Consider the following 14,876-nt stretch of genomic DNA (forward strand, 5'->3'; position numbering starts at 1 on the left):
GCGCCGATGGTAGTTGGGGCAGGCGCCCCTGTGAGAGTAGGACGTTGCCAGGCTGTTTTTTAAAAACATATTATCGTCGAAGTCAGTTACAAATCATGGAGCATGCTCCAAACTTAATACTTTTTATTGTCGCGGGGTGGAGCAGTCTGGTAGCTCGTCGGGCTCATAACCCGAAGGTCGCAGGTTCAAATCCTGTCCCCGCAATATGGTCCGGTAGTTCAGTTGGTTAGAATGCCTGCCTGTCACGCAGGAGGTCGCGGGTTCGAGTCCCGTCCGGACCGCCATTATAGTTTGTAAACTAAGTACGAAACAGGGTTTCGTCTTTTTTTATGCATTTTAATAGGTAGTTCTCATTTTTTTCAAAAATCATGTAAACTTCAAATGAAATAAGTATCCTTAGGAGATATCCTAAGGTTTTTTTTGCACATAAATAAGGGTAAAATGAAGATATAGGATAGTTATGTTAAAGTATAAAGGTGATTGGATGAATCAATTAGAACTAAATACAATGAATACTGATGAAACTTCTCAGTTCGCAGAACGGTTGGCCGCATTTTTAAAAGCAGGAGATGTCATTGCTCTTGAAGGCGATTTAGGTGCTGGCAAAACAACCTTTACAAAAGGTTTGGCTAAAGGGTTGGAGATAAAGAAGACCGTAAATAGCCCAACATTTACAATTATTAAAGAATATAAAGGGAAGCTGCCACTATATCATATGGATGTTTACCGCGTAGCTGATGCTTATGAAGACTTGGGTTTTGATGAATACTTTGAAGGTGATGGAGTAACTGTAGTCGAATGGGCCCATTTGATTGAGGAGCAACTTCCTCATGAAAGGCTGACCATTTTCTTGTACCGTGGCGAAGGGGATACAAGGAAAATGGTTTTATCGCCAAAGGGTGAGAGATATGAGCAATTATGTAAGGAGATTTTTCGATGACAATATTAGCGATCGATACTTCTAACTATGCCTTAGGGGTAGCGCTTTTAGAAGATAATCAGATACTTGGCGAGTATATTACTAATTTAAAAAAGAACCACTCCGTACGAATTATGCCGGCTATTCAAACGCTTATGAAGGATTGTGAAAGGGTACCTGCTGATTTAACGAAAATTGTGGTAGCAAAGGGTCCTGGTTCTTATACGGGAGTAAGAATCGGTGTTACGATTGCTAAAACATTAGCATGGACTTTACAGATACCGCTTGTTGGAATTTCTAGTCTGGAAATTTTAGCGTCAGGTACAGGAAGATACTTTGAAGGCCATGTATCACCATTATTTGACGCGAGGAGGGGACAAGTCTACACAGCACTATATCAGTTTCAAAATGGCAATCTGACAACGGTGGAGCAGGATCAGTTGGTTATGTTAGCCGACTGGGCAGAAAAATTAACGGAATTAAGCAAACCGATTTTATTTGTTGGAAATGATCTTCCTATTCATAGAGCTAAGATTGAAGAGTTGTTAGGAACAAAAGCCATTTTTGCAAGTATCACGGAACACAATCCACGTCCGTCGGAACTTGCATTGTTAGGCAGAGATATACAAGGGGAAGATATACATTCCTTTGTACCGAATTATATCCGTTTAGCTGAAGCGGAAGCAAAGTGGTTAGAAGCTAAAGGGAAAATTTCAAATGGATAGGATAAGAGGAAAATGGTAGATTCTTACGTTTTTCGTTATATGAGGGAAGAGGATATTGACCAAGTTTTAGAAGTAGAACATGCTTCGTTTACAACGCCATGGAGCAGGGAAGCTTTTTATAATGAAATATATAATAATAAATTTGCTGTCTATATTGTTATTGAAGAAAATAATAAAGTCATTGGATATTGTGGGACATGGGTCGTGATTGATGAGGCACATGTGACAAATGTGGCCGTCTTACCGGGTTATAGAGGTAAGAAACTCGGAGAGGCATTAATGAGTAAGTTAATGTCAATGTCCAGGGAGATGGGAGCAAGAAAAATGACACTTGAGGTCAGGGTTACGAATCATGTAGCACAATCACTTTATCGGAAACTCGGGTTTCAAAACGGTGGGATTCGTAAAAATTATTATTCTGATAATCAGGAAAATGCACTAATTATGTGGGTGAATTTATGAAAAAAGATCAATTGATTATAGGAATCGAAACGAGTTGTGATGAGACCGCAGTCGCGATTATTAAAAATGGCCGTGAAATTGCCGCAAATATTGTCGCATCACAAATTGAAAGCCATAAACGTTTTGGTGGTGTGGTTCCTGAAATTGCTTCGCGCCATCATGTTGAACAAATAACAATTGTGATTGAAGAAGCATTGAAGCAAGCAAATGTTACATTTGCAGAAATCGATGCGATAGCAGTTACAGAAGGCCCGGGATTAGTAGGGGCCCTGTTAATCGGGGTTAATGCTGCGAAGGCACTTGCCTTTGCTCATAACAAACCACTTGTACCCGTCCATCATATTGCCGGGCATATTTATGCGAACAGACTGGTAACTGAGTTGAAGTTTCCTCTCTTAGCCCTAGTTGTTTCTGGGGGACATACTGAGCTTGTATATATGAAAGAGCACGGTCATTTTGATGTAATCGGTGAAACAAGGGATGATGCTGCGGGTGAGGCCTATGATAAGGTAGCGAGGACATTAAATATGCCGTATCCAGGCGGACCTCATATTGACCGCATGGCGCAGGAAGGTAGCCCGACGATTGATTTACCGCGTGCTTGGTTAGAGGAAGGATCGTATGATTTTAGTTTTAGTGGCTTGAAATCGGCAGTAATAAATACGGTTCACAATGCGGAACAACGGGGAGAATCGATAGCCCCTGAGGATCTTGCGGCCAGCTTCCAAGCAAGTGTCATTGAAGTGTTAGTGAAGAAGACGGAAAGAGCCGTAGCTGAGTACGGCGTGAACCAGGTATTAGTAGCTGGCGGTGTAGCGGCGAATAAAGGATTAAGAGCCGCTTTAGAAAAGACTTTCGCAAATAATAGTAGGGTAGAATTAGTGATTCCTCCTTTATCATTATGTACCGATAATGCTGCGATGATTGCTGCAGCTGGAAGTGTGATGTTCGAAAAAGGAATCCGAGCAGATCTTTCCCTGAATGCGAATCCGGGACTGGATATCGAAATATATAATAATTAGTCCTTCAACTGGAGGACTTTTTTTGCCGATAGGAAAGTATCAATTTCCTATTAGGCATACGCGACTACACCTCTGACTTCGCCTAACGACTCGCCAATCGGCGAGTTTTTTTTTATCTTATAAAAAACTAATCAAACGTTTGTTTAAATAGGATAAAGGTTCCGGAAAACGTTAATTTACAGAATAATGTGGATATTTTTTTGAAAAAGTTGAAACAAAAAACCATGAGTTGTTGATAAGTGGGTATGTAACTGTGGGTATTGTGGATAAAAACGGTGTTTATTGTGGATAATGTGTAAAAGTTAATTAACTGTTTGAAAATAAGCTGTTTGAAATGTGAATAAGGTTGTGGATAAGGGTGTTATTTATAATAAATTGTTATTATCCTACGATAATTTGTCGATAGATCCGAGGGATTTGTTAATATCGATCAAGATTTGTCGATAACCCACTAAAATTGGTTCATATATTCAGTAGCCTAGCTATTTTCAGGAAAAAAATAGTAAAAAAACCGGACTAATCAGTCCGGTTATCACACTTATTCAGCCAGTTCTGCCCATTCTTCCATCAATTGCTCGAGCTCTATCTTAGCTTTTTCACTTTTTAAGTTGATTTCTAATACTTTTTCGTGGTCTTGAAAAATCTCCGGTGCGCATAATTGCTGCTCATAAACGCTAATTTGTTCTTCAAGCTCCTCTATTCGTAACTCAATTCCATCCAATTTTCTTTTTCGCTGCCGTTCAAGCCTTTTACTATCCTTATCCTGTTGATATTTATTTTTCTCTTTAGCTTCCACATCTGCTGCTTTTTTTACCGACGCTGCTAAAGCAAGTGCTTCGAGTTCTTCCTTTTCAAGTTTCTTCTCTAAATAATAATCATAGTCTCCGAGATATTCTGTGCTTCCCTCACGGCTCAATTCTAATACTTTTGTAGCAATACGGTTAATGAAATACCGATCATGTGAAACGAATAAAATCGTTCCAGGGTAATCAATCAAGGCGTTCTCGAGGACTTCCTTGCTATCAAGGTCTAGATGGTTGGTTGGTTCATCTAATATTAACACATTTGCTTTTTCTAACATCAGTTTAGCAAGTGCAAGCCGTGCCTTCTCTCCGCCGCTTAAGGTAGAGACAATTTTCAGGACATCATCGCCGGAAAATAAAAAATTGCCGAGTACTGTCCGGATTTCTTTTTCACTTTTTAATGGGTAATCATCCCAAAGTTCATTTAATACGCGTTTATTCGAGGTCAATTCAGCCTGTTCCTGGTCATAGTACCCGATTGAAAGGTTTGTCCCATATTGTATGGCTCCTGCAAGCGCAGGTAGTTTTTTGATAACTGTTTTTAACAGAGTCGATTTACCGATTCCATTTGGGCCAACAAGGGCAATGCTTTCTCCCTTATAAGCCCGAAAGGTGATGGCATCTGAAACTTTTTCCCCGTCGTAACCAACCGCAAGCGAATCTACCATTAGAACGTCATTTCCACTTTGTTTTTCAATTTCAAACGAGAAGGTTGCGGACTTTTCATCACCTAAGGGACGGTCAATAGTCTCCATTTTCTCAAGCTTTTTCCGGCGGCTTTGTGCTCGCTTCGTCGTCGATGCGCGTGCCAGGTTCCGTTGGATAAAGTCCTGGAGATTGGCTACCTCTTGCTGTTGTTTTTCGAAAAGCTTCATATCACGCTCATAATTGGCCGCTTTTTGGTCAAGGTAAGAACTATAGTTACCCGGAAACCTTTGAATTTTTTTGCGGGCTACTTCGTAAACTTGGGTGACAACCTTATCTAAAAAATAGCGGTCATGGGAGACAATTAAAATCGCGCCATCATAGCTCTGTAAATATTGCTCAAGCCAGGAAAGGGTTTCGATGTCAAGATGGTTGGTAGGCTCGTCCAAAATTAAGATATCAGGTTTCGTTAATAGCAATTTCCCTAAGGCAAGACGGGTTTTCTGCCCACCACTTAAACTTGAAATCAGCAAAGAACTTTCGCGGAAATTTAGCCCATGCAGCACGGAGCGAATATCGGCCTCGTATTGATATCCACCTTGTTCCTTAAATTTCACTTGGAGCTCGTCATATTCTTTAAGAACACGTTCGTATCTTGTGTTGTCTTCGAACACACTTGGGTCAGCCATTTGATTTTCAAGCCTGCGAAGTGATTTTTCCATCAATTGAAGCGGTTCGAAAACGGTTATCATTTCTTCCCAAATTGATAAATTTGATTCTAAACCAGTATTTTGTGCTAAATAACCGATGGTCACTTCTTTTGGCTTGATAATATCCCCGCCATCATGAGACAATTGTCCGGCAATGATTTTTAACAATGTCGATTTCCCTGCACCATTGCGGCCAACAAGTGCCGCGCGGTCCCGGGTTTGTAATTCTAGCTTTATATTCGATAAAATAAGGTCAGCACCATAATATTTTTGTAGTTGATTGACCTGCAATAAAATCATTCTAATTCACCTCTATTACATAGGAATAGTGTACCTTATTCCGGCATTGTCGGCAATAAAGGGCAGACCTATAGCGTCGAGTGAGATATTATTTTTTGAAAAAAATGTTTGAATTAGTTCAAAGTTTCACACACAATAACTGAAAAATAGTGTATGATTTTTTTGGGAGGATTTATTTATGGCAAATTTTACACATTTTAATGAAGAAGGCAGAGCAAAGATGGTCGACGTCAGCGAAAAACCGGAAACGGCTCGGACCGCTCTTGCTCATTCAAGCATAACTGTTAGTAAAGAAATTTTTGGAAAAATAACCAATAATGAAATGAAAAAAGGCGATGTCCTGGCTGTGGCCCAGGTTGCTGGAGTTATGGCGGCAAAAAAAACATGGGATCTGATTCCAATGTGCCATCCGATTCCATTAACAGGAGTTAATATTTCCTTCTCATGGGAAGAAGATCAAGAAGATCACTATCATTTACATATTGCAGCAGCGGTAAAAACCAAAGGTAACACGGGTGTGGAAATGGAAGCGTTAACAGCGGCGTCAGCTTGTGCCTTAACCGTGTATGATATGTGTAAAGCGGTGGATAAAGGCATGGTCATTGGACCGACCTATTTAGTCGAGAAAACGGGCGGCAAAAACGGCGATTATAAAAGAACCGAACAAGTTAAATGAAATGTAACTAAATCATTCAAGGGGTGTGGGAGATTATGAGTAATGAAACGATGAAAATACCACAGGCGACAGCAAAACGGCTGCCCCTCTACTATCGATTTTTAAAAAACCTCCATTCTTCCGGTAAACAAAGGGTCTCTTCTGCAGAATTGAGCGAGGCGGTGAAAGTGGACTCAGCAACCATTCGCAGGGATTTCTCCTATTTTGGTGCTTTAGGGAAAAAGGGCTATGGCTATAACGTCAATTACTTATTATCCTTTTTCCGGAAAACCTTAGACCAAGATGAATTAACAAAGGTTGCGTTAATAGGGGTCGGTAATCTCGGAACTGCCTTTTTAAACTATAATTTTTTAAAAAACAATAATACGAAAATAGAGTGCGCCTTTGATGTGGATCCGACTAAAATGGGAACGCTGATTCGTGAGGTACCGGTCTATCATTTGGACGATTTGGAGAATGTTCTAGCCAATGAAAATATATCGGTTGCGATTCTTACGGTTCCGGCTTCCGTTGCGCAGATGATTACAGATCGACTTGTGAAGGCGGATGTGAAAGGGATATTAAATTTTACTCCGGCAAGGTTAAATGTTCCTCCCGCCATTCGGGTCCATCATATCGACCTAGCAGTAGAACTGCAATCACTGATTTACTTTTTAAAGCACTATCCGACTGGGGAAGTAGAAGAAGAATAGCTAGTATAAAGGGTTTTTCACGAATATCTACTCGTGAAAAGCCCTTTTTTTGTTGTATAGGAAATTATAAAATAATTAATTGTGGATAAATTGAAATAGTTCTCTGAATCCAGCTCCAGCGCCCAGCGGCTAGTGTACTTCGCTCTCCGCCCTACGATAAGTCAACATCGAATCGCTATCGCTCTTCGTGTTTCCTTTATCTCAGTTGGAGCGCTCCAGTCCATACGCCGCTAAACGGGCGCTTGCGCCTTTTGTGCTTGAAGGTCTTTTTGCTGCTTTACAAACGTAACAGTGTTATGTTACATTGAAAATAGAAAGGGGTTTTCAATATGAGTGAGGAGTTAATTTCTAAGAAGGATTTATTAGATATTGCTGGAATATCGTATGGACAGCTATATCGCTGGAAACGGAAGGATCTCATTCCTGAAGAATGGTTTATTCGGAAATCCACATTTACGGGCCAAGAAACCTTCTTTCCAAAGGAAAAAATCTTAGAAAGAATCAATAAAATTCAAACAATGAAGGAAAATTTGTCATTGGATGAGCTAGCTGATATGTTTTCTCCAAATATTAGTGATTTGCAGTTGGAAAAGGATGATTTAATAAAACGTAACATTGTTTCGATTGAAGTAATGAATTTTTATCTAGAGAACGATAAAGGCGTGAAGATATTTAATTTTCCGAGAATCCTTGAAGTATATATATTAGAAAAGCTGCTTCAGTCAGGTGAGATTAATTTAGATGAGGGGAAAATGCTCTTACAGGTATTAAAGGACAATGCCCAGCATATCAAGCAAAAAAGCTGTGAATTGGTATTTACGCGAAAACTAGGAGTTTCATCGTGTCTTTTATTATTGAATGCCGAAGCTGCTCATTTTGAGCGAGGAACGAAAGTTGTCACGACTCTCGCACTGATGACCTGTATGGAAGAAATTAAATCGAAATTATTGTAAAGGAGAATCGTGATGGAAACAAAAAATAGAGGAGATTTGGTCATTAATGGTATTGGGGCATCAAACGGTGGGCAGTTCCATCTTGTTACCTTAAATGGACGAGGAAAAGTTAACAGTGATTTGGAGTGTAGTGAGTTTGAATGCAATGGTTCAGGTACGGTCAATGGCAATGTTACAGCAAATACAGCTAAGGTAAGCGGGAATGCCAGTTTTAAAGGAACAATCGAAAGTCAGAAGTTTACGGTGGACGGAACAGCAAAAATTGGGCAAAATCTGTATGCTAAACAATTACAGGTTTCAGGTAAAGCCTCTGTTGGCGGAAAAGTAAAAGCTGAGGAAATTAAACTTAGAGGCATTCTGACGATTGGAGAAGATTGTGAGGCTGAAACGTTTAAAGCACAATACCGGTTTACAATTGGAGGACTTTTAAACGCGGATCAAGTAGATATTGAGATCTATGGAGAATGTAAAGCACAAGAAATCGGCGGGCAAACGATCATCGTAAAACAACATAAAGGATCCTTCATGGGCACTCTCTTCAAGCCTTTTTTTAAAACACAATTAGAAACGGATTTAATTGAAGGAGACAGAATTGAACTTGAAAGTACGATAGCAAAAGTTGTCCGTGGTAACCAGGTTAGGATTGGTCCTAATTGTCATATTGGCGTAGTTGAATACACAGAAGAATTTTCACAGGATAAAAATGCCATTGTAGGTGAAAGCAGAAAGGCTTAATGGGAGGGAGAAGAAAATGGGAAAAAGCGAAAATCTTATTATTAATGGATCGGGAAGTTACCCCGGTGGCCGTTACGATAAAATCAGCATCAGAGGAGAAGGTACGATCGTTAATGATGTGGAATGTTCAATTTTTAATGTCTATGGCACGAGCGAAGCAGTCGAGAATGTTACAGCAGGTTCAGTAAAAATAATTGGTGAGGTAGAATTCCAAGGGAATATCGAAGTGAAGGAAACGCTTGTCATGGGGACCATGAAGGTCGATGGTAAATCCCATTTGAAAAAAGTGAAGATTCTCGGGTTGCTGGAAGTGGGTGAAAAGCTCAGTGGAGATGAAGCAACCATTAAAGGGAGCATCGTGGTCAATGGTGATGTTGAATATGAAACGTTCGATTCAAGCGGCGGTTTTGAAATCAAGGGATTATTAACGGCTGATACGATTAAGGTGGGATTGCGCTTTGGCCAGAGCTCAGCAGAAGAAATCGGTGGCGGAAAAATCACAGTTAAGAGAAAGAAAAATTCTCTGTTTCCTTTTGGAAAAGAGGTAGGATTCCTAACGGCTAAAGTAATCGAAGGGGATGATGTTTATTTAGAAAATACGAACGCCGATATAGTTCGTGGCAATATGGTCAAAATTGGCCCTGGTTGCCAAATTGGATTAGTGGAGTATACTAATGAATTGGCTCATGACCCTTCATCAACGATAAAACAAAGTCAAAAAAACAAAGGAGAATAGGATGGTAGCGAAGGATAGTAAGTTAGGATTGGTTGTTGCAGGGTTATTATTGGGGATTTTGATGGCATCGATGGATAATACGATAGTGGTTACTGCGATGGGAACGATTGTCGGTGACCTCGGTGGGCTGGAGAGCTTCGTTTGGGTGGTTTCGGCCTATATGGTAGCGGAAATGGCTGGGATGCCGATTTTCGGCAAACTATCGGATATGTATGGACGGAAGCGGTTCTTTATTTTTGGATTAATATTGTTTATGGCAGGTTCTGCGCTGTGCGGGACAGCAGAGAACATTACACAATTAAGTATTTACCGTGCTATTCAGGGGGTAGGCGGTGGCGCGCTAGTGCCGATCGCGTTTACGATCATGTTTGACCTCTTTCCTCCTGAAAAGCGCGGGAAAATGGGCGGCTTGTTTGGAGCTGTGTTTGGCTTGTCGAGTATTTTTGGTCCATTGCTCGGGGCATATATTACTGACCATATTAGCTGGCATTGGATTTTCTATATTAATTTACCACTTGGGATTTTGTCGCTGATTTTTATTGTCATCTCCTACAAAGAATCACCTATTCACCAAAAGCAATCGATTGATTGGTGGGGGGCAGTGACCTTAATTGGAGCCGTGGTTTGTTTAATGTTTGCCCTGGAGCTTGGCGGACAGAAATATGATTGGGATTCTAGTGTCATTTTAAGTTTATTCACAGGATTTGCAGCACTATTTCTACTCTTTTTATTCATTGAGACCAAAGCGAAGGATCCAATCATTTCTTTTTCGATGTTTAAAAACCAACTGTTTGCCGGAAGTACGATCGTTGGCTTGTTTTACGGGGCCGCGTTTATGGCGGCAACAGTATATATCCCGATCTTTGTCCAGGGGGTTTATGGCGGCAGTGCCACCAATTCAGGGCTTATTTTGTTGCCCATGATGCTGGGATCGGTGATTACGGCACAGGTCGGTGGATTTTTGACAACAAAAATGAGCTATCGGAACATCATGTTTTTATCGGGTGTTATTTTGATTATCGGATTTTTGTTGTTAAGCACGATCACGCCGGATACAAGTAGGGCGTTGCTGACAATCTATATGGTTGTGATTGGCTTGGGTGTCGGTTTCTCATTTTCTGTTTTGAGCATGGCGGCGATTCATCCATTTGGCATGGAGCAACGGGGCTCGGCTACCTCGACAAGTAACTTTATTCGCTCGCTCGGCATGACGGTAGGTATTACGGTATTTGGTATGATTCAGCGAAATAATTTTAGCGGGAAATTAGCAGATGCTTTTTCTGGGATGGGGCCAATACCTAAAGGTGATTCGCGGCAATTGTTATCGGAGCAGGCAAGGAGCCAGATTCCAGCACCAATATTGGAAAAAATCACGAATGCCCTTTCCGGTTCAATCGTCCACACCTTTACCTGGGCGCTAGTTCCCGCGGGCTTAGCCTTCCTGTTTATCTTTATTTTGGGGAAAGAGCGAATGGTGATTAACAGGCAAGAAGTTTCAAAATAACGGGCTCATTTCGTTAATATTGTTGCTATTGGACCGGTTTTTGGAATAAAACTTACTATGAAGGGTCAGTGTGAGCGGTTTCAAAGAGACTGAAACGACGATGCTCTATCGGTAAATGAATGAGCGTTTCATTGCCCGTTAGGAGAAAAAGAGAGCTGCCTCGGTAAAAGAAAGAGCGTTTCATTGCCCGTCAGGAGAAAAAGAGAGCTCCCGCGGTAAAAGAAAGAATGTTCATTTACTGATAAAAGGAAAAAAGCGCTCTTATGGTAAATGAAAGGACGGTTCATTTACCAAAACTCATTCTTTCAAAAAAATATTAGAGTGAACAGAGAAAAATAATAAAAGGGATCCATGCACACGCTGCAGGGATCCCTTATTTTATTTTTTTTGTTGATTCTTTAATCTAAAATGAAAAGCAATCATTTTTAAGCCTGAGCCGAAATCAAATGTGGCTAATAAAATCAGGAGATAGCTGAAGAAGCCCCAACCGTTTTTCTGCACATCATCAATGGCAAAGTAAGTAAATAGCCCGCCAAGCAGGAAGTAAATTAATCCGGAAAACAAGGGTGAACGTCTCATAGAAAGCCTCCGATAAAGTTTTGAACCGCTTCAGCCTCACGTCTTAATCTGTCAATATCATCTTTGTAAACAGTTTGAACCAAGACAACCATGGTGTTCATCGCGACGTGGGCAAAAATCGGCACGGCAATACGCCCAGTTATTACATAAAGAAAAGCAAACGTAAAGCCCATGGCCGAATAAAGTAGAATATGCACCGGCTCTTGATGGGCCAGAGCAAAGATTACCGAACTAATCAATGCTGAGATAAAGAAGTTAAATCGTTTATGCAGGACACCAAAAATAATTTTTCGAAAGACGATTTCTTCTAATATCGGTCCGATAATGCTCGTTACAATGATGGCCAACGGGAATAAGTCGATGATTCGAAGGATATGCTGCGTATTTTCAGAGCCCATCTTAATCCCTAAGAGAGTTTCGATAATGGCTGCGACGTACTGAGCAAAAAGAGCTAAAAAGACTCCTAAAAAAGCCCACATGACTGAATATCCAAAAGTACGGTCTCGTTTGTTAAAGCTATCTGCCTTGATTTCCTTTCGCAGTAAAAAAAGGATGATTAGTAAGGCAAGCGAAAAACTAGCAATGAGCCAAATAGGAATAGCAAGATTTTGGCTAATTCCTAAAGATTTAAAGCCCCACATCAATACAGGAAGTCCGATTAGGCTAGAAAACTGCATCACAATGTAAACGATTATGATAAACCAATATTCCCTTTTCAAATTTGTAATCTCCTTTTAAATCCATTCCATATTACCTACACTATCTTATTATTCTACTCTTAAACACAGGAAAGTTTCAATTTTGAGAAACGTTATTAGGTAAATGAGGTATAGAAATTTTTGTAATTCACATACTTGTAAGGTTGTAAAAAAATGAAAAAGTTTATGCTTCTTACTTGCAAAAAATTTTCAGATTCTTTATTATAATAATTGTGTTAGCACTCAAGGTTAGAGAGTGCTAATAATGTCGGAATTACATATATTTTTGAGGAGGTTGTTTGATTTGTTAAGACCATTAGGTGATCGCATTGTCATTGAGCTTGTTGAATCAGAAGAAAAAACTGCAAGCGGTATCGTATTACCAGATTCAGCGAAGGAAAAGCCTCAGGAAGGAAAAGTTGTTGCCGTTGGCACTGGCCGCGTCCTTGAAAGTGGAGAACGTGTTGCACTTGAAGTTGCTGTAGGCGACCGCATTATCTTCTCAAAATACGCTGGTACTGAAGTGAAGTACGAAGGCGTAGAATACCTACTTTTACGTGAAAATGATGTCCTTGCTGTAATCAGCTAATAAGGGATTTTTTTAAAAAATAAAGTTTAGAAAATTCGAGGAGGTTTTTGAACAATGGCTAAAGAGATTAAGTTTAGTGAAGACGCGCGCCGCGCAATGCTACGTGGTGTTGATACACTTGCAGATACAGTTAAAGTTACTCTTGGACCTAAAGGACGCAACGTGGTTCTTGAGAAAAAATTTGGTTCACCGCTTATCACAAATGACGGTGTAACAATCGCAAAAGAAATCGAATTAGAAGATGCATTCGAAAACATGGGTGCGAAGCTTGTTGCTGAAGTAGCAAGCAAAACAAACGATGTTGCCGGTGACGGTACAACAACTGCAACTGTTCTTGCTCAAGCGATGATTCGCGAAGGCTTAAAGAACGTTACAGCTGGTGCCAACCCAATGGGCATCCGTAAAGGGATCGAAAAAGCAGTTGCTTCTGCTGTTGAAGAATTAAAAGCTATTTCAAAACAAATCGAAGGAAAAGAGTCAATCGCACAGGTTGCTGCGATTTCTTCTGACGATCAAGAAGTAGGCGAATTAATCGCTGAAGCAATGGAGCGCGTTGGCAACGACGGCGTTATCACAATCGAAGAATCTAAAGGCTTTACAACTGAATTGGATGTTGTCGAAGGTATGCAGTTTGACCGTGGCTACACTTCTGCATACATGGTAACCAATACAGATAAAATGGAAGCTGTGTTAGAAAATCCATATATCTTAATCACTGACAAAAAAATCTCAAGCATTCAGGAAATTCTTCCAGTTCTTGAGCAAGTCGTTCAACAAAGCAAGCCATTATTGTTGATTGCTGAAGATGTTGAAGGTGAAGCCCTTTCTACGTTAGTAGTGAACAAGCTTCGCGGAACATTCAATGCAGTAGCTGTTAAGGCTCCTGGCTTTGGTGACCGTCGTAAAGCAATGCTTGAAGATATCGCTGCGTTAACTGGCGGTGAAGTAATCACGGAAGAGCTTGGCCGTGAATTGAAAACTACAACAATCGATTCTTTAGGACGCGCTTCTAAAGTAGTTGTGACAAAAGAAAACACAACAATCGTTGAAGGTGCAGGAGAATCTGCAGAAATCGCAGCTCGCGTTAACCAAATTCGCGTTCAATTAGAAGAAACAACTTCTGAATTTGACCGTGAAAAATTACAAGAACGCTTAGCTAAATTAGCTGGTGGTGTTGCCGTAATCAAAGTTGGTGCTGCGACTGAAACTGAATTAAAAGAGCGCAAGCTTCGTATCGAAGACGCTTTGAACGCTACTCGTGCTGCAGTTGAAGAAGGTATCGTTTCCGGTGGTGGTGTTGCCCTTCTTAACGTATACACCAAAGTCGCTGAGGTTCAAGCAGAAGGTGACGTTGCTACAGGTATCAACATCGTATTACGTGCGATGGAAGAGCCAGTTCGCACAATCGCTCAAAATGCTGGCCTTGAAGGATCTGTTATCGTTGACCGCTTAAAACGCGAAGCAGTCGGCACAGGCTTCAACGCAGCTTCCGGCGAGTGGGTAAACATGATCGAAGCTGGTATCGTTGACCCAACTAAGGTTACACGTTCAGCACTTCAAAACGCTGCATCTGTTGCTGCTATGTTCTTAACAACTGAAGCAGTTGTTGCTGACAAACCAGAACCAGCTGGTGCAGGCATGGGTATGCCTGACATGGGCGGCATGGGTGGAATGGGCGGCATGATGTAATAATCAATAAAAACCTTTGATATCATTGGTTTGATTGATTTATTATATAGTAATGCTCATAATTTGCTCATAATGGAAAATATATTAAAAATAAAAGGTCTTCCAAGCTAAATGTACTTATGGAAGACCTTTTTTCTTTTTACCATAATAATGAACAAGTGTTGCTTTAAAATATTTGATCAAATTGATACAAATAACCTTTATTAAACGATCATAGGAAAAAGCGTGTTTTGTCAAAAAGATTGATCAAAACACGCTCTTAATATTTTTAATTGACTCATTCTATTATAAAAAAGTTTGATTATTTCCTACCTATGTTACTCCACAATCGCGCCCGATTGTGGAATAAAGAACCTTCTTTTTAAGAGTGCGATAATGGCTATTTTTCCACTCTGATTTTTTTATTCTTTATTTATTATTTTTTATAATATAGAAATTT

The 14,876-nt window shown here is 40.3% G+C and carries 15 protein-coding genes and 2 tRNA genes; 14 read left to right on the forward strand and 3 right to left on the reverse strand.

The annotated features are described in order from the left end of the window. Nucleotides 1-130 precede the first annotated feature (130 nt). The 6 genes from RTR43_RS17325 to tsaD all read left to right on the forward strand — a co-directional run bounded on the left by RTR43_RS17325 (nt 131) and on the right by tsaD (nt 3,128). Nucleotides 131-204 (forward strand) — tRNA-Met (locus RTR43_RS17325). Between the two features lie 3 nt (nt 205-207). After that, nucleotides 208-284 (forward strand) — tRNA-Asp (locus tag RTR43_RS17330). Nucleotides 285-484: 200 nt separating this feature from the next. Continuing rightward, a complete protein-coding gene (tsaE, locus tag RTR43_RS17335) occupies nt 485-940 on the forward strand; it encodes a tRNA (adenosine(37)-N6)-threonylcarbamoyltransferase complex ATPase subunit type 1 TsaE (RefSeq protein ID WP_312473531.1) in 456 nt (151 codons plus the stop codon). Next, entirely contained in the window at nt 937-1,644 is a 708-nt protein-coding gene (gene tsaB, locus RTR43_RS17340; RefSeq protein WP_312473479.1) for a tRNA (adenosine(37)-N6)-threonylcarbamoyltransferase complex dimerization subunit type 1 TsaB, read from the forward strand. Before tsaE ends, tsaB begins: the two co-directional genes overlap by 4 nt. A 12-nt stretch (nt 1,645-1,656) precedes the next feature. Further along, on the forward strand, nt 1,657-2,106 hold the full coding sequence (gene rimI / locus RTR43_RS17345; protein ID WP_248735367.1) for a ribosomal protein S18-alanine N-acetyltransferase: 450 nt from the start codon (nt 1,657-1,659) through the stop codon (nt 2,104-2,106). Continuing rightward, nucleotides 2,103-3,128, forward strand: coding sequence for a tRNA (adenosine(37)-N6)-threonylcarbamoyltransferase complex transferase subunit TsaD (tsaD, locus tag RTR43_RS17350; protein ID WP_312473480.1), 1,026 nt, complete (start codon nt 2,103-2,105; stop codon nt 3,126-3,128). Before rimI ends, tsaD begins: the two co-directional genes overlap by 4 nt. Before the next feature lie 538 nt (nt 3,129-3,666). Here tsaD and RTR43_RS17355 read toward each other — a convergent pair. Next, nucleotides 3,667-5,586, reverse strand: a complete 1,920-nt coding sequence (locus RTR43_RS17355; protein WP_312473481.1) for an ABC-F family ATP-binding cassette domain-containing protein — start codon at nt 5,584-5,586, stop codon at nt 3,667-3,669. A 178-nt stretch (nt 5,587-5,764) separates the two neighbouring features. On the opposite strand from RTR43_RS17355, the gene moaC reads away from it, so the two are divergent. The 6 genes from moaC (at nt 5,765) to RTR43_RS17385 (ending at nt 10,882) form a co-directional block, all read left to right on the forward strand. Beyond that, nucleotides 5,765-6,262: a cyclic pyranopterin monophosphate synthase MoaC gene (gene moaC, locus RTR43_RS17360; protein ID WP_312473482.1), complete on the forward strand. Its 498-nt coding sequence runs from the start codon at nt 5,765-5,767 to the stop codon at nt 6,260-6,262. Between the two features lie 35 nt (nt 6,263-6,297). Beyond that, entirely contained in the window at nt 6,298-6,954 is a 657-nt protein-coding gene (locus RTR43_RS17365; RefSeq protein WP_312473483.1) for a redox-sensing transcriptional repressor Rex, read from the forward strand. Between the two features lie 329 nt (nt 6,955-7,283). After that, nucleotides 7,284-7,907, forward strand: coding sequence for a YhbD family protein (locus RTR43_RS17370; RefSeq protein WP_312473484.1), 624 nt, complete (start codon nt 7,284-7,286; stop codon nt 7,905-7,907). 12 nt (nt 7,908-7,919) lie between these two features. Then, nucleotides 7,920-8,642, forward strand: a complete 723-nt coding sequence (locus tag RTR43_RS17375) for a polymer-forming cytoskeletal protein (RefSeq protein WP_312473485.1) — start codon at nt 7,920-7,922, stop codon at nt 8,640-8,642. Between the two features lie 16 nt (nt 8,643-8,658). Then, nucleotides 8,659-9,378, forward strand: a complete 720-nt coding sequence (locus RTR43_RS17380) for a cytoplasmic protein (RefSeq protein ID WP_312473486.1) — start codon at nt 8,659-8,661, stop codon at nt 9,376-9,378. A 1-nt stretch (nt 9,379) separates the two neighbouring features. Further along, nucleotides 9,380-10,882 (forward strand): MDR family MFS transporter, encoded by a 1,503-nt coding sequence (locus RTR43_RS17385; RefSeq protein ID WP_312473487.1) that lies wholly within the window; start codon nt 9,380-9,382, stop codon nt 10,880-10,882. A gap of 378 nt (nt 10,883-11,260) precedes the next feature. Here the strand turns inward: RTR43_RS17385 and RTR43_RS17390 are convergent, their stop codons facing one another. Continuing rightward, on the reverse strand, nt 11,261-11,461 hold the full coding sequence (locus tag RTR43_RS17390; protein WP_312473488.1) for a YdiK family protein: 201 nt from the start codon (nt 11,459-11,461) through the stop codon (nt 11,261-11,263). Further along, entirely contained in the window at nt 11,458-12,180 is a 723-nt protein-coding gene (locus tag RTR43_RS17395; RefSeq protein ID WP_312473489.1) for a CPBP family intramembrane glutamic endopeptidase, read from the reverse strand. The genes RTR43_RS17390 and RTR43_RS17395 overlap by 4 nt, the downstream gene beginning before the upstream one ends. A gap of 283 nt (nt 12,181-12,463) precedes the next feature. On the opposite strand from RTR43_RS17395, the gene groES reads away from it, so the two are divergent. After that, nucleotides 12,464-12,748, forward strand: coding sequence for a co-chaperone GroES (gene groES, locus RTR43_RS17400; RefSeq protein WP_312473490.1), 285 nt, complete (start codon nt 12,464-12,466; stop codon nt 12,746-12,748). Between the two features lie 54 nt (nt 12,749-12,802). Next, complete coding sequence (gene groL / locus RTR43_RS17405; protein WP_312473491.1) at nt 12,803-14,437, forward strand: chaperonin GroEL; 1,635 nt, start codon at nt 12,803-12,805, stop codon at nt 14,435-14,437. Nucleotides 14,438-14,876 lie beyond the last annotated feature (439 nt).

The organism is Neobacillus sp. (genome assembly GCF_031988165.1).
GTDB classification, from domain to species: Bacteria; Bacillota; Bacilli; order Bacillales; family Cytobacillaceae; genus Neobacillus; species Neobacillus rhizosphaerae.